Here is a 17,261-nt window from a genome sequence, read left to right as displayed (position 1 = left end):
TGTTCCCAATCGATGTCTAAGCCAGCATGCGGACCTTCGGTTCGCGCGCCCAGATGCGGGTCGCAGCAGTCTTGATGAAGGTCGCACCAAGGTCGGTGACGCCTTCGTCGGGTTCAACGCCAGCCTTGTCGAGCAATGGCTGTGCCTCTGCCGTATGGCCGATCGCCTTGAGATGCCCGAAAGCATCCATCACGAACTGAACGGCAGCCGCTTCTTTAAGAAGCTGCGTGCAGCCGTCTTCCGACAGGATGACGGCAATAGCATCGAACAGCACAGAGGGACCGCCAGCGAGCTGGAAATCGGCTTCCAGCACTGACCCATCGGACATCTTCGCGCCGCCGATTTTGGGTGCGACGATTACCGGGCGGCCCCCGGCATCACCGATCTGACTGGTCAGCTCGTCGACAACGCCAGCATCAGAGCCATCGGCAATGAGGATCGCGATGGTGCGCCCCTCAATCGACTTTGGCGCCCGCGGACCTTCGATGATGCGCAGGGCCGGCGAAGGCTCCATGTCCTTGACCGGCGCAGCCGATGGTGAGGCCTCCGGAACTTCCATATTGAGCCCGTCCGCAACGCGCTTGGCGAGCTTTGGATCGACATTTACAAGATTGCCCATCATTCGCGTGCGCACATGCGCCAAGCCGACCTTGCTGAGTTCGAAGAACAGGGCTGAGGCCAGATGCGCCTGCTCCGGTTCGGCGAGGGAACGGAAAAACAGCCTCGCCTGGCTATAATGGTCGGCAAAGCTCTCGGCGCGAATACGAAGCTTGCCGCCTTCCTCGTCCGGCCCGGTCGCAGCGGCGATGCTGCGATAGCCGGTGACGGGGCATTCGCGCGGGCCGGGCTCATCTCCGGGCCGCGTCTCGGCGCCTTCAGACAGGCCATTGGGCTCGTAGTTCGTGCGCCCCTTTGGCACCGCCATCTGAAATTGGCCGTCGCGCTAGAAATTCATCACCGGGCATTTGGGCGCGTTCACCGGAAGCTGGTGGAAATTAGCCGTGCCAAGCCGCGACTTCTGGGTGTCGAGGTAAGAGAAGAGCCGGCCTTGCAGCAACGGGTCATTGGAGAAGCCGATGCCAGGCACGATGTTGCCCGGGCAATAGGCAACCTGCTCGGTCTCGGCGAAGAAGTTGTCAGGATAGCGATCGAGAACCATGCGGCCGATCACACGCACCGGCAGCATTTCTTCCGGGATGATCTTGGTGGAATCGAGCACGTCGAAATCGAGGCTGTCGGCAAAGGCTTTGTCGAAAGCCTGGATGCCCAGTTCCCATTCCGGGAAGTCGCCCCGGTCGATCCGCTCGAACAGATCACGGCGCTGATGATCAGGATCGGCTCCAGCGATCTTCACCGTCTCGTCCCAGATCGTCGACTGGAGACCGGCCTTGGGCTTCCAGTGGAATTTCACGAAGGTCACGTCCCCTGCTTCGTTTTCCATCTGGAACGTGTGGATGCCGAAGCCTTCCATCGTGGCGAACGAGGCCGGCAAGGTGCGATCGCTCATCGCCCACATGATCATGTGGGTGGATTCGGGCATCAGGCTGATGAAGTCCCAGAAGGTGTCGTGGGCCGTCGCCGCCTGGGGATAGCCGGTCTGGGCTTCCATCTTGGCGGCATGGATCAAATCGGGAAACTTGATCGCGTCCTGGATGAAGAACACCGGGATGTTGTTGCCGACCAGATCCCAATTGCCTTCCGTCGTATAGAACTTGACCGCAAAGCCCCGCACGTCGCGCGGGGTATCGACCGAACCTGCGCCGCCCGCGACTGTCGAGAAGCGCGTAAAGACCGGAGTCTTGGTGCCTTTGGTAAAGACCGCTGCCTTGCAGATGTCGGAGATGTCGTCGGTCGCCTCGAAATAGCCATGAGCCGCAGAGCCACGGGCATGGACGATGCGTTCAGGAATGCGTTCATGGTCGAAATGGAAAATCTTTTCGCGCAGAACAAAATCCTCCAGCAGGACCGGGCCGCGCGCGCCTGCCTTGAGCTGGTTCTGGTTGTCGGAAATCCGTATGCCCTGATTGGTGGTCAGGACATTATCGTCGCTCGCTTGCTGATGGGTTTCCCCGCCACTTCCCGTGGTGTTTTCGATTGCGCTCTTACTGGCCATGTCGGTCCTTTTCGCGCTGATCGTGATCTGGTTCACTCGCAACGCATCAGGGCGAAAAAAGTCCGCACCTCAAAATCAGAGTCGGAAGAGATTGTCCGTGATGGACCACCGGCAAGCTGGCGAGTTGCAAATTATACTTTGGAAATGACAGTATGTTTAATCACGTCCACTAGCGGACTATAATGATCATATAGTCAACAATCTTCTTAATCTATTATCATCCGTATGTAAAATGACCCCATGTTGCGATCTGATTTTTTCCGATTGGCCGCGAAAGTCTGCGACCACTATATTGACCGAAGTTAAGCTGCACTCGTTGCAGAGAAACCCTGCTACATCCGGGAAATAAACCTTCATATAAGCGTTAACGGCTTGGCGATTGCGAAACATGTGCATCGTCGCAGGGAGCCCGTTGAATGCGCATTGCCATCATAGCCCATTTGAAGTTCCCCATAAGTGAGCCGTTTGCAGGCGGGCTGGAGATGCACACCCACATGCTGGCGCGGTCACTGCGCGAACGCGGGCACGACGTCACGCTCTTTGCTTCGACGCGCTCCGATCCCGCACTGGGGGTGGAAGCGATCTGCGATGAGACCTCGCTTCTCGAAACGGGCATAGCCGAAGCCAATGATGTTGCCTTCTTCCGCGAACACCATGCGTATCTCGGGCTGATGACCGAATTGCGGTCGCGATCGTTTGACGTGATCCACAACAATTCGCTGCACTATCTCCCCGTCAGCATGGTCGAGACGCTTGATACCCCTGTCCTTACCACGCTCCACACCCCGCCCTTTTGCTGGCTGGAAAGCGGTGTCCGGCTCAACCGCGGACCGATGACCTATGTCGCCGTATCGCAGGCGACGGCCGACATGTGGAGCCACGTGGCCAGGACCGATCATGTCATTCCCAACGGCATCGATCTGACACACTTCCCGTACCAGCCTGTAGCAACCGAAACGCAGTATCTGGTCTGGTATGGCCGGATCGTCCCGGAAAAGGGACTGGACTACGCGATCGATGCGGCGCGGCTTGCAGGATTGCCGCTGCGTATCGCCGGCCCCATCTCGAACCAGAGCTATTTCGATGAAAAGATTGCGCCGCGTCTGGGCGCCAAGGTCGAATATGTCGGGCATCTGTCCCACCGCGAACTCGCCCGCCTGGTGGGAGGGGCTATCGCCGCGCTTTGCACTCCGCGATGGGAAGAACCCTATGGCCTGGTCGTGGCTGAGGCGCTGGCTTGCGGCACCCCCGTCGCCGCGTTCCCGCGCGGCGGTGTGCCTGCGCTCTTGAATGAAGATTGCGGCGTTCTTGCGCAGCCGGACGATGTCGCTTCGCTGGCATCGGCGGCGCTGGCCGCTTCCGTGCTGAGCCGCAGCGCCTGCAGAGCTCATGCGGAGCGATATTGCGACGCGCAGCGCATGGTCGATGAGTATGAAGCCGTGTACCGTCAGATCGCGCTTGCTTCGGTTGTCGCCCACGAGCCGCAGACTGCACCTCTTATTGCCAGCGTCGCATGAGGCCTCCAGTCTGCGTCTGCATACCCGCTCGTAATGAGGTGGAGCGTATCGGTCGCCTGATCGAAGCTCTGGCACAGCAAACCGTTCAGACCTTCGCTGTCGCGATATGCGTCAACAACAGTAGCGATGCCACACATGCGAAAGCCGTCGAAGCTACGCTTCGCTCCAATGCCGGGTTTGCGCTTCACATCGTTCAGCGCGTGTTCGAGCCGGAACTTGCCCACGCCGGATCTGCCCGCCGCGCGGCGATGGACATGGGCGCTGATCTTCTGACGCCCGGCGGCCTATTACTTTCAACGGATGCGGATTGCCGACCTCCCGCCGATTGGATCGAGGCCAACCTGGCACATTTTTCGCCGGAGCGGATCATTGGCGGTCGCATCGAACTGGACGAACTGGAAGCGGACATGGCCCCGGCCATCTTCAGGCTGCGCCGCCGGTTCGATGCCTATTGGGAGGCCGTGCGCGCGATCGAGGACAAGATCGATCCCGTCGCATGGGACATGCCGCCCCGACACGGTGATCATACGGGGGCCAGCCTTGCGCTGTCCGTCGGCCTTTATCGCCGTGCGGGCGGCGTTCCGCTGCTGCCAACCGGCGAGGATCGTGCCCTGGTCGAGGCGGCGATCAAGGCGGGGGGCAAGCTCGTCCACCCGAATGCGGTGTGGACCCGGGCCTCCTCCCGGACTGCAGGGCGTGCCAATGGTGGTATGGCGGCCGACATGCAGCGCTGGATCGACTGCGCCGCAAGTGCTGAAATTCCTATGGTCCCTGCTTTCTCCCATTGGGAAAAGCGCGCAGGCTGGCGGCTTTTAACCAGAGCTAAAATGGGCGTAACGGCCTGTCTGGAAGCAGAGCGTGCCCTACCCCCTATGCCGTGCGACATGCCGCTTCCCGACATGGCGGAAGCCGAAATATCAGCCGTCCAATGAGCCGCCCGATCGGATATTATGTCCATCATCACGGCGATGGCCATCGCCAGCGCGCGATTGCAATCGGTCAATCGCTGGACAATGTCATGCTTATGGGGAGCGGGCTTGCCTACAGAACCGGAAACCTCCCCTTCCTCGACTTGCCTGACGACCGTCTCGACGACAGCTTCGCCGGCATCGATCATGTCGACCGTCCTTCTTCCCTGCACTATGCGCCGCTGGATCATGAAGGCCTCCGCCAGCGCACTGCGCTGATGACAGGCTGGATCGCCGAGGCGCGTCCGCGCCTCATGGTGGTGGATGTCTCAGCCGAGGTGGCGATGCTGGCGCGGCTTGCATCGGTGCCCACCGTTTATGTCCGGTTGAGCGGGCGCCGGCTCGATGCTGCCCATCTGGACGCCTTTCGCGCAGCTACCGCTCTGCTCGCTCCTTTCCAAGATGCGCTCGACGATGACGAAACCCCACGCTGGGTGCGCGAGAAGACCTTCTACGCCCCTGGCATCGTCCGATCTGCCAGCCAAAATATCAGCGCGAATGATGACGTTGTGCTGGTCGTCCTCGGGCGCGGGGGCGCGATATCCAATGGAGAGCACTGGGCAGCCGCAGCCCGAGCAGCGCCCGCATGGCAATGGCGCGTCATCGGTCCCTGCACCGTACCCGCAGATTTGCCACCCAATCTTGAATTGCCCGGGTGGGTCGATGATGCGGACGCGCAGATTGCTGCAGCCAGGGTCGTCATTGGCGCTGCAGGCGATGGCGTCGTCAGCGCAGTTCTGTCGGCGCGGCGCCCATTCATTTGCCTGCCCGAACCCCGCCCGTTTGATGAGCAGGCATCGAAGGCCAACAGGCTGGCGGCAGTGGGCGGAGCCATCGTGCGGCATGAGTGGCCCAAGCCTCAGGAATGGCCTAGCCTGATCGGTCGGGCTATCGCGCAAAACCAGCAATGGTCCGCTTGCCTTGAAAGTGAAAGCGGGCCGGAACGAGTCGCGCGTTGGCTCGATGACCTCTGTGCCCGGGCAGTCTCAAACAGGAGCCATATCGCGTGATCCCCGATCTTCAGGACCAAGTCATTGACTCGACGGACATCGTCGATCGCCTTGCAATGCTTGGCGCGCGCTATGACGCCGCACCTAATTTTCCCAGTGATAGCCTGACAGCTCTGATCCAGAGCGGTCATCATCGCCGGTTCGCACCGCAATTATGTGGAGGGAGTGCTTTTGACAACGAGGCGGCCCGCGCACGCACGATGGCAAAGGCCCTGCGCCAGGTCGGGCGCGGCGATCTCAGTATCGGTCGCTTGTATGAAGGCCATGTCAACGCTATGTTGCTTTTCGCCTGGTACGCAACACCCCATCAGCTTGAGTGGCTGACGCAGGTGCTGGATCGCGGTGCATGGTTCGGTGTGTGGGCGACCGAGCCGGCGCCCGGTGTCCGGCTCGCTGGCGAAGCGGCCCTGTCGCTGATCGGCGAGAAGATGTTCGCAAGCGGGGCCGGCGGTCTCGATTATGCCCTCGTCACGGCGGCCTGCGAGGACACCGCCCGGCGCCTGGTCATTGTTCCCGCCAATGAAAAGGCGCGGACGGACCTGTCGGGCTGGCGTGTTCGCGGAATGCGTGCGAGCGTGAGCGGCCGATATGTCCTCGACGACATGGCTGTCGAGCCGCTCATGCTGCTGGGTAAGCCGGGCGACTATGACCGGGATCCCCGCTTTACAGCAGGCGCCTGGCGCTTCTGCGCGGCGCAGCTTGGCGGCATCGAGGCGCTTGCATCGGAAATCCGGTCGGCCATGCGCGATAGCGTCCGCGACGATCCGCTGCAGCGGGCACGGTTTGCCGATGCCGTCGTAGCGGTGCGAACCGCAGGCTTCTGGGTGGATGAAGCAGCGCAGCGCTTCGCGTCGGGTGATGCGGATGCGGTTGCCGTCGCGCGGCTGACGCGCGGGGTTGTCGAAAATGCCGGGTTCATCGTGATGGAGGCCGCTGCGCGCATCCTTGGCACGCGTAGCGCCTTTGACGGTGAACGAGCGGACAAGATCATCCGCGACCTTTCCCTTTATCTGCGCCAGGCTGGACCTGATCATGCGCGTGACGAGGCCGCCCAGATGCTTCTCGATCACGACATTTGGGATGAGAGCGACCGCTTGTGGTGAGAGAAGAGCCATTGGCCCACAGCCGCTGGGCGCAGGCGCGCTGGCTTGTGCTTGCCCCCCATCCCGACGACGAGACGCTCGGCGCGGGTGCCTTGATCACGCACAGCGCCGCCAAAGGCCGGCTCGGAGCCATCGTCTTTCTGACGGACGGTACGGGCTCCCACCCTCAAGGTACGCCCCGCATCGCCGCGACCCGGCGCAAGGAAGCCCGCAATGCGCTCGGCAGGCTAGGCGCAAAAGCAATCCCGACGATCTGCATGGGATGGCGCGATGCTCATCCCTATCCCATCGACAGCAGAGTATTTACGCGGGATGCCGGTCGGCTTGCGGCCCTGCTGCGCTGGCACCGGATCGACGCCATTGCCGTCTCCGACAAGAGCGAGGCCCATTGCGACCATCTTGCGACATACAGACTGGCCGAAGCGGCCTTGCGAAAAGCGAGGCGGCCCGTGGCTTTGTTCGCCTATCATGTCTGGAGCGAGGCACCGCGCCGGGCGCGACGTATTGCAACGCCAGCCATGCCCACCGGGCAGCGGCGTCATGCCCTTCTGGCCCATCGTAGCCAGCTCTCGCCGGTGATTGGACAGGGTTTCCGGCTTCCCCGGAAGATGCTGCGCATGCCCGCGCAAGATGTTCTGACGTTGAGAAGGGATTGCCGATGACCGGTGCCAGCCTGACCGCACAATATTTCGATGACATCTTCGGATCGGACGATGACCCATGGAATCTTGCGTCGAGCAAGTATGAAGCGGCCAAATTTCTCCACACACATGATGTTCTAGCCGACCGACGATATGCCCGCGCAATGGAGATAGGCTGCGCGCATGGCGTTCTGACAGGGCACCTTGCTCCCATGTGCGATAGCCTGCTTGCTGTCGACATCAGCTCAAAGGCATTGGCAAAAGCGCGGGAACAGGTCGGCGATCGTCCTGGCGTGTCACTCGCCCAAATGGCGTTTCCGCAGGACACCCCTGACGCCGAAGATTTCGACCTCGTGGTGTTGTCCGAAGTGGCCTATTATTGGGGTCTGGCGGATCTCGACCGTGCAAGCGAATGGCTTCGAGATCACGTCTCTCCCGGCGGCCGGATTATCCTTGTCCATTACACAGGAGAAACCGACTATCCGCAAAGCGGCGATGAGGCGGTCGAAGCCTTATGGACCGAACTTGCTGCGGACTTTGACGTTGAGCTCACCGAACGCCGAGACAAATATCGTCTCGATTTGTGGAAGCGCCGCTGATGGGCGTCTCCGTTCTCACCATTGTCCGTAACCGGAGCGCGCATCTGGCGCAGCTCGTCGAGGGCCTGCGACGGAGCGATCGCCGACCCGATGAGTTGATAGTCGTCGACATGAGTGACGATCCGATCACGGTGGGACCGACAAGCTTCCCCGTCCGCATCGAGCGATTCGAGACGGACGGTCTTCCATTGGCCGCCGCCCGCAACCGCGCGGCGGCCTTGGCCAATCATGATATGCTGGTGTTCCTCGATGTCGATTGCATTCCACTAAGTGATTGCGTCGGCCTCTTGGCCGAGACCCTCACCGAGCACGATAGCCTGCTTTGCGCGGATATTCGCTATCTTGGTCCCTATGATGCGCGCGGATGCTGGGAGGAAGCCGAATTGCTGAAGCATGGCATGGCGCATCCCGCGCGGACGTTTCCCACCCAAGGCGTACGTGAGGAAACGAATGCCGGGCTTTTCTGGTCGCTTGCCTTCGCGCTGCGTCGATCGACATTTACAGCGCTGGGCGGGTTTGATGAGGGGTTCACCGGCTACGGCGCCGAAGATACTGATTTTGGTTTCCGGGCTGCTGCTGCCGGGTTGAAGCTGCTATTCGTCGGACAGGCGATTGCCTGTCATCAATATCATGACAGCTATGAGCCACCCGTGCAGCATGTCGCTGACATTGTGCACAATGCACAGGTGTTCCAGGCGCGCTGGGATCAGTGGCCTATGGAAGGCTGGCTTGCAGACTTCGAACGGCTCGGACTGGTGCGCTGGCAGGGGAACGCTCTGGATCTCTTGCGTTTGCCGACAGCCTGCGAAATGGCCGCAGCCCGCGTCGAACCGGCAGGTTGGAGCAGAGCAAAAGGCGATGCCAGGACCGAAGAAGCACATGGCGGGAGGGGGGCCACCGCAAATTGAAGCCAATGCCAATCTCAACCGCCAGGCAGGAGCCAGTAGATGACCACGAGCTACAACGCATGGATGAGAACCGGATTTGATTTCTGGATGCTAGGTGCGGAGGCGGGAACGGTGATAACAATGAGGCTCGCAAAGCTCGCGGTGGGCGGTGCTGACGCAAGCGTCGAAGCCGAATTGATGATGTCGGAAAAAGTTCGCGCCATGATCGAGCTACAGACCAAAATGATGACCGGCGCTCTTGGAACAACGCCTTTGAGCAATACGCGAGGCGCCCTCAAACATTATCGTCAGAAAGTAGCGGCAAATGACAAGCGTTTACGCCGTTAAATAGATGATTTCTTTCCCAAGATGCACTCGTATTGCGGAACACGCTGGCGATCCTCAGACCACCAGCGCGTCGGGCGAAATTCAGACCGCGCGCCGGGCCGTTGGGAAGGTGGGGCGGAGAATCTTGCCGCCGTCCCGCAGTTCGTCGAGATAATCCGACCAACTCTGCATCATCTGTACGCGTTCGTCCCAATACTCGCCCCGGGCGTAAGCCCGTCGCACCTGGTTGGTGTCGACATGCGCGAGTTGCCGCTCGATCGCATCGGGGTTCCATTCGCCCCTCTCGTTGAGAAGAGTGGCGGCCATCGCCCGGAATCCGTGCGCCGTCATCTGATCGCTCGTGTAGCCGAGATTGCGCAAGCCCTGATTGACGGCGTTTTCCGACATCGGCTTCCGCGGTTTACCGAGGCACGGGAACAGATATTTCCACCAGTGCGTGTGCTCGTGAAGTTCCTGGAGCATGTCGATCACCTGCCGTGACAGCGGCACCCGGTGCGGCCTTCGCATTTTCATGCGTTCCGCCGGAATAAACCAGATGGCCTCCTCGAAGTCGATATCGGCCCACTCCGCCTGCCTTAGCTCGCCAGGACGTAGGAGCACGTGTGGGGACAAACGCAGCGCCATCACCGTCACCTTGTGACCGCTGTATCCGTCGATGGCCCGTAGCAGCGCACCGACCTCCGACGGCTTGGTGATGGCGGCGAAATGCTTGACCTTTGGCGAGGCGATTGCACCACGCAGGTCGGCGGCAACATCCTTGTCGCATCGCACCGTCGCGACGCCATAGCGGAAGACCCGGCTAAGGACACTTCGCATGCGCCGTGCGCTTTCAAAGGCGCCGGTCGCCTCTACCTTGCGCAGGACCGCAAGCGCCTCGTGCGGAGTGATCTGGGCAATCGGAATGCTGCCGATGACCGGGTAGGCCTTGGCGAGCAGCCAGCGGATTTTGTCTACGGTCACCGGGGCGAGGCCGTCTCGCTCGCATTTGACGAGCCATTCCTCCGCCACCGCCTCGAAAGTGTTTGCCGCGGCATACTTGGCGGCGATCCTCGCGCGCTTTTTCTCAAGCGCCGGATCGATCCCTTCAGCAATCTTCTTCTTGGCTTCGTCGCGTCGGACACGCGCATCTGCGAGGCTGGTTGTTGGCCAGCCGCCGAGATGAAGCTTCTTCTGTTTGTCCAGAAAACGATAGTTGAAGCGCCATAGCTTCGAACCGTTCGGCTGGATGACGAGATAAAGGCCTTGGGAATCGGAGAGGTTCCAAGCCTTCTCTCTGGGCTTCGCGGCATTGATCTGGATGTACGTCAGCATGGTCGTTTTCCCAGCAAGGCCGGGTCGATCCGAGGGCAACAAAAAGAACCACATTTTGTGGTCGCTGCTGTTGCCCTTAGCCGGATTTCGCCGGACGGTGTCTGGCGATTCTCTGTCGGAAAATGCTGTGAAACCAGCCGCTTACTGGACGCCTCTGGACGAATCCAGAGGCGACAGTGGTGCCCAGAAGAGGACTCGAACCTCCACGACCTTGCGATCGCCAGCACCTGAAGCTGGTGCGTCTACCAATTCCGCCATCTGGGCACGGGGTAGGAGTGCGCCTCTAACGGCGGCCTCCAGACCTGTCAACGCGGCAATGCGTTTTTTTTGAACTTTCACGGGAAAGGGCTATTTTTGCCGTCAAAACATGGCAATCCGGGGCCATGCTGTGCCCCGGTCCACAGCGATGGAGCCTTTGAAACTTGAACGCGCCCGAATCTTTCCCCCAATTTCTCGCGCGTGCCGACGGGCTGCGCCTCGCCTATCGCCATCGTCCGGGGCAGGGGCCGACCATCATCTTCCTGCCGGGCTACATGTCCGACATGGAAGGGAGCAAGGCGATCGCGCTCGACGCCTGGGCTGGCGAACAGGGCAGGGCGATGCTGCGGCTCGACTATGCCGGTTGCGGCGCCAGCGAGGGTCGGTTCGAGGACGGCACGCTCGCCAGCTGGCGTGACGATGCTCTGGCCCTGATCGACGGGCTGACGCAGGGGCCGCTGCTGCTGGTCGGATCGTCGATGGGCGGCTGGCTGGCGCTGCTGATCGCGCTGGCGCGCCCGGAACGGGTCATGGGACTGGTCGGCATCGCCGCCGCGCCCGACTTCACGGAGTGGGGTTTTACCGACGCCGACAAGGCGCTGCTGGCGACCGAGGGGCGGATCGAGGAACCCACGCCCTATGGCGACCATCCCTATGTGACGACGCTGGCCTTCTGGCAGTCCGGCCAGGCGCATAGGCTGCTGGACGATGCAATCGCGATCGACTGCCCGGTGCGGCTGCTCCAGGGCCAGTGCGATACGGATGTCCCCTGGGAAATCGCGTTGCGTACGGCCGATCGGCTGCGTTCATCCGATGTGCAGACGCTGCTCATTAAGGATGGCGACCATCGCCTTTCCCGCGACGGCGACATCGCCCTGCTGATCCGCACCGTCGCCGCTCTTCTGGACAATCGCTGATGCCCGTCATCCTCCCCCTCCTGATGTTCATGCAGGCCTATGATCCCGAGATCGAGGCGGTGATGCGCAACAGCCGCAAGAAGAAGGAGGATGCCGCAGCGGCGGCCGCCTCCGCAGCGTCAGTCCAACAGGCCGCGGCCGCCCGTTCGGCGCCCGACGCCGACGGGCGCATCCCGGTCCCGGCCAAATTTGCCGGGCCGTTCCAGGCCTGTCTCGACCAGGCGCTGGAATCGCCGGACAAGGCAATCACTTTCGCCCAGAATTGGCGGATCGACGGCGGCAGCTTCTACGCCCGCCACTGCATGGGCTTTGCCCTGTCGCGGGCGGAGCGCTGGGGGCCGGCGATCGTCGCCTTCGAACAGGCAGCTGAGGAAGCCGAGCGCGGCGGCGAGATCGTGCAGAGCGCGCGCCTCTGGGGCCAGGCCGGCAATGCCGCCCTTGCCAGCGGCGACGCGAAGAAGGCGCGGGAGGATTTCGACGCGGCACTGGCGCGTGGCCTGCCCGACGGCATGGAAAAGGGCGAACTGCATCTCGATCGCGCCCGTGCGCTGGTGGCGCTGGGCGATGTCGATGGCGCGCGCGGTTCGCTCGACACCGCGCTTGCCCAGGCGCCCAAGGATCCGCTCGCCTGGCTGCTGTCGGCCACGCTGGCGCGCCGCACCGGCGAACTGTCACTGGCCCAGGCGCATATCGCTCGCGCCGTGCAATTGTCGCCCGATGATGCCTCGGTCGCGCTGGAGGAGGGCAATATCGCTGTCCTGACCGACCATGCCGACATCGCCCGCTCGGCCTGGCAGCGGGCGGTGAAGCTGGCGCCGGATGCACCGGCCGGCAAGGCAGCGGCGGAAAATCTGGGACGTCTTGAACCGGAGGCGACGGCACCCAAGCCGGCGGGCTGATTGATCAGCAAGACTTTGTCACGGAACCCTCGTCCGATCCCGCCCGTTCGCCGACCGAGCGGGATAACGGAACGGATGGTGATGATATGACTGGCAAATTTTCCCGCATGATAGCGCTTGGCCTGTTGCTGGCTGGCGCGACCTCGCTCACGGCCTGCTCGCGCGGCGCAACCCGTGGCGGCCTGATCGGTGGCGCAGGCGGCGCGGTGATCGGCAGCGCGACCGGTCTCGGCACCACCGAGGGCGCTGTCATCGGTGGCACCGCGGGCGCGATCATCGGCGACAAGAGCGACTGTTCGAAGAAGGACCGCCGCCGGGGCCGCTGCTGACCCTATTTCAGGTAGAAGTCGACGGTCGTGACGACGCGCACCTTCTTGTAGGGCGTGTCGCTCGATCCGTCGCCGCCTTCGCCGTCGCGCGGGTCGATCGAGAAATAGCCCTGGGTCGCGCTCTTGATGCCGCCGACGCCGGACCCTGAATCCTTGGCGAACTGTTCGGCCGCCGCGCGCGCATCGCGCGTCGCCGCCGCCACCATCGGGGGTTTGAGGTCATTGAGCCTGGTGAAGCTGTAGCGCATCCCCGATCCTTCCTGCAGCGTCACGCCGCGCCGGACCAGGTCGAACTGCTGCGCGACGGCACGCTGGGCGCGGGCAATGTCGGTGGTGCGCAGCAGCATCCGCTGGGTGATGGTGATATTGTTGATGCCATTGTTGAGATATTGGTTCACGCCCGCGCCGACCGGGGTCAGCGCATCGGGCTTGAACCCCAGGCTGGCGAAATAGGCCTTGAGTTCCTGGGTATTGGCGTCGATTTCCGCTCGCACCGTCGGCAGGTCGGTGCCGGTCGCCGAATAGCTGATCGACCAGGTGGCAAGGTCGGCGGTCACGTCCTTCTCGGCCAGGCCCCGCACCGTGACCGACCGGTCCGCCGCCCTCGCGCGCTTGAGGCCGTCACCCAGCAGATAGCCGCCCGCGATCACGCCGACCGCCAGTACCGCCGCCGAACCCAGCAGCACCTTGTCCCGCATTTCCAGAGCCATGATCGCTTTCCTCTTCCGCCGGGCCGGTCCCGGTCCTATCTAGGGAGCTATCTGCCAATCTACCGATGAACCGTTGCTTTATGGCGACGAACGGAGAAAGCTTTGCTCAAATATCTGCACACGATGATCCGCGTCACGGATCTCGACAAGACTATCGGCTTTTTCGAGCTGCTTGGCCTCAAGGAGGTCAAGCGGTTCGACAGCGAGGCGGGCCGCTTCACCCTCGTCTACCTGGCTGCGCCGGGTGACGAGGACGCGCAGGTGGAACTCACCTACAACTGGCCGCCGCAGGATGGCAGCCCGGCGGAAGTCTATGATGGCGGCCGCAATTTCGGCCACCTCGCCTATCAGGTGGACAATATCTACGAGACCTGCCAGCGGCTGATGGACGCCGGCATCATCATCAACCGCCCGCCGCGCGATGGCCATATGGCGTTCATCCGCACCCCCGACAATATCTCGGTCGAACTGCTGCAGGACGGCCGGCTCGACCCGGCCGAACCCTGGGTGTCGATGCCCAATATCGGGGCCTGGTAAGCCGATGCTGCAGGTCGTCCGCGTCCCCGTCCTCTCGGACAATTATGTCTGGCTGCTGCATGATGATGCCAGTGGCCAGACGGTCGCGGTCGACCCCTCGGTCGCCGACCCCGTGCTGGCGGCGGCTGCGGAACGCGGCTGGACCATCGACCAGATCTGGAACACCCATTGGCACCCCGATCATGTCGGCGGCAATGCCGGCATCAAGGCCGCGACCGGCTGCCTCGTTACTGGGCCGGCGGCCGAGGCCGCCAAGATCGACACGCTCGACCGGCAGGTGGGGGAGGGGGACAGTGTCCGCATTGGCGATCATGTCGCCATGGTGATGGCCGTGCCCGCCCATACCGCCGGCCATATCGCCTATCATCTGGCCGATGACGCGATCCTCTTCGTCGGCGACACGCTCTTTGCCATGGGCTGCGGCCGCCTGTTCGAAGGGACGGCGGCGCAGATGTTCGCCAACATGCAGCGGTTCGAGGCGCTGCCGGGCGACACCATCGTCTATTGCGCCCATGAATATACGGAGAGCAACGGCCGCTTCGCGCTGACGGTGGAGCCGGACAATGTCGCGCTTCAGGCCCGCATGGCGGATGTCGTTGCGGCCCGTGCGCATGGCGAGCCGACGGTGCCCACGACGATCGCGCTGGAACGTGACACCAACATCTTCATGCGCGCGCAGGACGTCGCCCAACTGGCGGAGCGGCGCGCCGGCAAGGACGCATTTTAGGCGCGGTTCTCGACGGATTCCGCGCTATCATGGCGTCCTGTTTGCAAGGACATGGATGGAGAGAGGCGATGCGCGCATGGATATGTCTGGCCCCGCTGGCGCTGGCGGCCTGCAGCGGCACTTATGAGCCCACGCCGCTGACCGAGAAGCAGGCGGCCAAGATGGACAAGGCGCTGGCCGGACTGGTGCCGGGCGATAAGGTGACCTGCGTCAATCGTGAGCCGCAGACCAATTTCACCGTCATCAGCGGCAATACGCTGCTCTATCGGGTCAGCAAGAAGCTCATCTACAAGAATGAACTGATCGGCAGCTGTAATGGCCTGGCGAGGGGCGACACGATGATCGTGCGCACCTTCGGCTCGCAATATTGCCGGGGCGACATCACGAGCAGCGCGGATCTGACGATCGGCATTCCGACCGGCAATTGCGCGCTGGGCGATTTCATTCCCTATCGTCCGCCGGCCCCATAAGCCCGATTGGACGCGCCTACCCCTTGTAGAGCGCGTCCAGCCGGTCCTGATAGCGTTTGCGGATGACATGGCGCCGGATCTTCATCGACGGCGTCAGTTCCTCATTTTCGATCGCGAACGGCTCATCTGCCAGGATGAAGCGGCGCACCCGCTCGATCACCGACAGATCGTCATTGACCCGGTCGACCGCCGCGCGCAGCGCCGCCAGATAGGTCGGATCATCGGTGATGCCCTTGATCGGCCGGCCATTGGCGGCCGCCCATTCCATCGTCCATTCCGAATCCGGCACCAGCAGGCCGACCAGATGCGGGCGACGATCGCCATAGACCATCGCCTGGCCGATCTCCGGCTGCAGCGTCAGCATGCCCTCGACCTTCTGCGGCGACACATTGTCGCCCTTGTCGTTGACGATCAGATCCTTCTTGCGGTCGGTGATGCGGATGCGGCCGCGATCGTCGATCTCGCCAATGTCGCCGGTATGCAGCCAGCCATCCTTCAGCACCTTCTCGGTCTCGGCCGGGTTGCGCCAATAGCCGTGCATCACCAGCTCGCCGCGCACCAATATCTCGCCATCCTCGGCGATCTTGACCTCGACCCCGTCCAGCGGCGGGCCGACCGTGTCCATCGCGATGCCGGCGGCGGGTCGGTTGCAACTGATCACCGGCCCGGCCTCGGTCTGGCCATAGCCCTGCAGCAGCATCAACCCCATCGCCTCGAAGAACAGGCCGACATCCGGGTTCAGCGGCGCGCCGCCCGACACCAGTGCCTTCATCCGCCCGCCGAAACGGGCGCGAATCTTGGGGATCAGGGTGCGCGACAGCAGCGCCTTCATTGGCAGGTCGACGATCGACGACTTGCCCTGCTGTTCCTTGGCGGCGATCCGCAGCGCCTGGTTGAGCAGATAGGTGGGGAATTTGCCCTGCTTCTCGATCGACTTGATGATGCGGGTGCGCAGCACCTCGAACAGGCGCGGCACCACGACCATGATGGTCGGCCGGGCTTCCTCGATATTGCTGGCCAGCTTCTCCAGCCCTTCGGCATAATAGATCTGTCCGCCCAGCAGCATCGGCAGGAACTGGCCGCCGCTATGCTCATAGGCATGGCTCAGGGGCAGGAAGGACAGGAAAACCTCGTCGCCCCAGCCGAAATCCTCCAGCACCACCTGTCCCGCGCCTTCGACATTGGCCAGGATCGCGCCATGATGCTGCATCACGCCGCGCGGGGCGCCGCCGGTGCCGCTGGTATAGATGATGCACGCCTGGTCGCTGCGCGCGGCGGTCTGGGCCAGCGCGCAGGCATCGACATCGGCTGGATGGGCGGCGATCAGGTCGGACCACAGGCGGCAGGTATAATTGCCCTGCGCACCGCGGATCGGCTCCATCGGAATGACCAGGCTGACCTGCGATCGCAGCACCGCCGGCATCAGCGTCGTCGCCAGCTTGGCGGTCGACACGATCACCGCACGCGCGCCGCTGTCGGTCAGGATATGCTGATGGTCGCGCGTCGTATTGGTGGTGTAGGTCGGCACCGTGATGCAGCCGGCGGCCATGATCGCCAGATCGGCGATGCAGAATTCCGGGCGATTTTCGCTGACCAGCATCACCGGGTCGCCGGGCTTCAGCCCTTCCGCCTTCAGCCCGGCCGCCATCGCTGCCACCTGGCGCGCGACTTCGGCCCAGCTCAGCGACTGCCAAGTCCCTTGCGTCTTGCGCCACAGGAAGGGCGCGTCGCCCTTTTCCTTGGCGCGGGCAAAGAACATGGTGACCAGATTGGGGAAACGTTCGATCGCCCTCACAGGCTCAACTCCTCTTACATCGGCGCGTCTGCCGCGCGCCTGCAGCGCCAGCTGGCTATAGCCCGGCCTTGCCGTAACGGCCATGCACAATAACGGGTTTCGGCGCATATCGCTGCGTCGAA

The 17,261-nt window shown here is 62.7% G+C and carries 17 protein-coding genes, 1 tRNA gene and 1 pseudogene; 14 read left to right on the top strand and 5 right to left on the bottom strand.

Going from position 1 to position 17,261, the window contains the following annotated elements; translation table 11 throughout:
* Positions 1–16: 16 nt before the first annotated feature.
* A pseudogene (locus AC0KVN_RS17960) lies at positions 17–2,113 on the bottom strand (catalase).
* A gap of 416 nt (positions 2,114–2,529) precedes the next feature.
* Between AC0KVN_RS17960 and AC0KVN_RS17955 the strand changes: the two are divergent.
* From AC0KVN_RS17955 to AC0KVN_RS17920, 8 genes are read left to right on the top strand one after another with little or no spacing between them, the layout of a single operon-like run.
* A complete protein-coding gene (locus tag AC0KVN_RS17955; protein ID WP_483656234.1) occupies positions 2,530–3,630 on the top strand; it encodes a glycosyltransferase family 4 protein in 1,101 nt (366 codons plus the stop codon).
* The gene (locus AC0KVN_RS17950; protein WP_185706560.1) at positions 3,627–4,562 is read left to right on the top strand and encodes a glycosyltransferase family 2 protein; all 936 of its coding nucleotides are present in this window, start codon (positions 3,627–3,629) and stop codon (positions 4,560–4,562) included. Before AC0KVN_RS17955 ends, AC0KVN_RS17950 begins: the two co-directional genes overlap by 4 nt.
* Positions 4,559–5,608 (top strand): glycosyltransferase, encoded by a 1,050-nt coding sequence (locus AC0KVN_RS17945; RefSeq protein WP_185706559.1) that lies wholly within the window; start codon positions 4,559–4,561, stop codon positions 5,606–5,608. The genes AC0KVN_RS17950 and AC0KVN_RS17945 overlap by 4 nt, the downstream gene beginning before the upstream one ends.
* The gene (locus AC0KVN_RS17940; protein ID WP_483656233.1) at positions 5,605–6,711 is read left to right on the top strand and encodes an acyl-CoA dehydrogenase family protein; all 1,107 of its coding nucleotides are present in this window, start codon (positions 5,605–5,607) and stop codon (positions 6,709–6,711) included. The genes AC0KVN_RS17945 and AC0KVN_RS17940 overlap by 4 nt, the downstream gene beginning before the upstream one ends.
* Before the next feature lie 11 nt (positions 6,712–6,722).
* Positions 6,723–7,373 (top strand): PIG-L deacetylase family protein, encoded by a 651-nt coding sequence (locus AC0KVN_RS17935; protein WP_483656232.1) that lies wholly within the window; start codon positions 6,723–6,725, stop codon positions 7,371–7,373.
* Complete coding sequence (locus AC0KVN_RS17930) at positions 7,370–7,951, top strand: class I SAM-dependent DNA methyltransferase (RefSeq protein ID WP_185706555.1); 582 nt, start codon at positions 7,370–7,372, stop codon at positions 7,949–7,951. Before AC0KVN_RS17935 ends, AC0KVN_RS17930 begins: the two co-directional genes overlap by 4 nt.
* Positions 7,951–8,859 carry a glycosyltransferase family 2 protein gene (locus tag AC0KVN_RS17925; protein ID WP_185706553.1) on the top strand — a complete coding sequence of 303 codons (909 nt, stop codon included), beginning with the start codon at positions 7,951–7,953 and terminating at the stop codon, positions 8,857–8,859. The genes AC0KVN_RS17930 and AC0KVN_RS17925 overlap by 1 nt, the downstream gene beginning before the upstream one ends.
* Before the next feature lie 39 nt (positions 8,860–8,898).
* Complete coding sequence (locus tag AC0KVN_RS17920; RefSeq protein WP_185706551.1) at positions 8,899–9,186, top strand: hypothetical protein; 288 nt, start codon at positions 8,899–8,901, stop codon at positions 9,184–9,186.
* Between the two features lie 81 nt (positions 9,187–9,267).
* Here AC0KVN_RS17920 and AC0KVN_RS17915 read toward each other — a convergent pair whose 3' ends face one another.
* Both AC0KVN_RS17915 and AC0KVN_RS17910 read right to left on the bottom strand, forming a co-directional pair.
* Positions 9,268–10,497: a tyrosine-type recombinase/integrase gene (locus AC0KVN_RS17915; protein WP_185706549.1), complete on the bottom strand. Its 1,230-nt coding sequence runs from the start codon at positions 10,495–10,497 to the stop codon at positions 9,268–9,270.
* A 177-nt stretch (positions 10,498–10,674) separates the two neighbouring features.
* Positions 10,675–10,761 (bottom strand) — tRNA-Leu (locus AC0KVN_RS17910).
* Positions 10,762–10,919: 158 nt separating this feature from the next.
* On the opposite strand from AC0KVN_RS17910, the gene AC0KVN_RS17905 reads away from it, so the two are divergent.
* The 3 genes from AC0KVN_RS17905 (at position 10,920) to AC0KVN_RS17895 (ending at position 12,900) form a co-directional block, all read left to right on the top strand.
* Entirely contained in the window at positions 10,920–11,672 is a 753-nt protein-coding gene (locus AC0KVN_RS17905; RefSeq protein WP_017502862.1) for an alpha/beta fold hydrolase, read from the top strand.
* A complete protein-coding gene (locus AC0KVN_RS17900; RefSeq protein WP_017502861.1) occupies positions 11,672–12,571 on the top strand; it encodes a tetratricopeptide repeat protein in 900 nt (299 codons plus the stop codon). The genes AC0KVN_RS17905 and AC0KVN_RS17900 overlap by 1 nt, the downstream gene beginning before the upstream one ends.
* A gap of 86 nt (positions 12,572–12,657) precedes the next feature.
* Positions 12,658–12,900, top strand: a complete 243-nt coding sequence (locus AC0KVN_RS17895; RefSeq protein ID WP_037491869.1) for a glycine zipper 2TM domain-containing protein — start codon at positions 12,658–12,660, stop codon at positions 12,898–12,900.
* A gap of 2 nt (positions 12,901–12,902) precedes the next feature.
* Here AC0KVN_RS17895 and AC0KVN_RS17890 read toward each other — a convergent pair whose 3' ends face one another.
* Entirely contained in the window at positions 12,903–13,610 is a 708-nt protein-coding gene (locus AC0KVN_RS17890) for an SIMPL domain-containing protein (protein ID WP_004209277.1), read from the bottom strand.
* A 102-nt stretch (positions 13,611–13,712) separates the two neighbouring features.
* Between AC0KVN_RS17890 and AC0KVN_RS17885 the strand changes: the two genes are divergently transcribed.
* The 3 genes from AC0KVN_RS17885 (at position 13,713) to AC0KVN_RS17875 (ending at position 15,344) form a co-directional block, all read left to right on the top strand.
* Positions 13,713–14,147 (top strand): VOC family protein, encoded by a 435-nt coding sequence (locus AC0KVN_RS17885; protein WP_004209278.1) that lies wholly within the window; start codon positions 13,713–13,715, stop codon positions 14,145–14,147.
* A 4-nt stretch (positions 14,148–14,151) separates the two neighbouring features.
* Positions 14,152–14,874, top strand: coding sequence for a hydroxyacylglutathione hydrolase (gloB, locus tag AC0KVN_RS17880; protein ID WP_483656231.1), 723 nt, complete (start codon positions 14,152–14,154; stop codon positions 14,872–14,874).
* 68 nt (positions 14,875–14,942) lie between these two features.
* Entirely contained in the window at positions 14,943–15,344 is a 402-nt protein-coding gene (locus AC0KVN_RS17875; RefSeq protein WP_017502905.1) for a hypothetical protein, read from the top strand.
* Between the two features lie 16 nt (positions 15,345–15,360).
* Here AC0KVN_RS17875 and AC0KVN_RS17870 read toward each other — a convergent pair whose 3' ends face one another.
* Positions 15,361–17,139, bottom strand: a complete 1,779-nt coding sequence (locus AC0KVN_RS17870) for an AMP-dependent synthetase/ligase (protein ID WP_010337533.1) — start codon at positions 17,137–17,139, stop codon at positions 15,361–15,363.
* Positions 17,140–17,261: the final 122 nt, after the last annotated feature.

Source organism: Sphingobium sp. SG1 (genome assembly GCF_057063145.1).
This window is presented reverse-complemented; position numbering and strand designations above follow the sequence as displayed.

Excerpts from the sequence above, each read along its gene's own strand:
- AC0KVN_RS17955 (WP_483656234.1), top strand. The coding sequence starts at position 2,530 with ATGCGCATTGCCATCATAGCCCATTTGAAGTTCCCCATAAGTGAGCCG.
- AC0KVN_RS17950 (WP_185706560.1), top strand. The coding sequence starts at position 3,627 with ATGAGGCCTCCAGTCTGCGTCTGCATACCCGCTCGTAATGAGGTGGAG.
- AC0KVN_RS17945 (WP_185706559.1), top strand. The coding sequence starts at position 4,559 with ATGAGCCGCCCGATCGGATATTATGTCCATCATCACGGCGATGGCCAT.
- AC0KVN_RS17930 (WP_185706555.1), top strand. The coding sequence starts at position 7,370 with ATGACCGGTGCCAGCCTGACCGCACAATATTTCGATGACATCTTCGGA.
- AC0KVN_RS17925 (WP_185706553.1), top strand. The coding sequence starts at position 7,951 with ATGGGCGTCTCCGTTCTCACCATTGTCCGTAACCGGAGCGCGCATCTG.
- AC0KVN_RS17920 (WP_185706551.1), top strand. The coding sequence starts at position 8,899 with ATGACCACGAGCTACAACGCATGGATGAGAACCGGATTTGATTTCTGG.
- AC0KVN_RS17915 (WP_185706549.1), bottom strand. The coding sequence starts at position 10,497 with ATGCTGACGTACATCCAGATCAATGCCGCGAAGCCCAGAGAGAAGGCT.
- AC0KVN_RS17900 (WP_017502861.1), top strand. The coding sequence starts at position 11,672 with ATGCCCGTCATCCTCCCCCTCCTGATGTTCATGCAGGCCTATGATCCC.
- AC0KVN_RS17895 (WP_037491869.1), top strand. The coding sequence starts at position 12,658 with ATGACTGGCAAATTTTCCCGCATGATAGCGCTTGGCCTGTTGCTGGCT.
- AC0KVN_RS17890 (WP_004209277.1), bottom strand. The coding sequence starts at position 13,610 with ATGGCTCTGGAAATGCGGGACAAGGTGCTGCTGGGTTCGGCGGCGGTA.
- gloB (WP_483656231.1), top strand. The coding sequence starts at position 14,152 with ATGCTGCAGGTCGTCCGCGTCCCCGTCCTCTCGGACAATTATGTCTGG.
- AC0KVN_RS17875 (WP_017502905.1), top strand. The coding sequence starts at position 14,943 with ATGCGCGCATGGATATGTCTGGCCCCGCTGGCGCTGGCGGCCTGCAGC.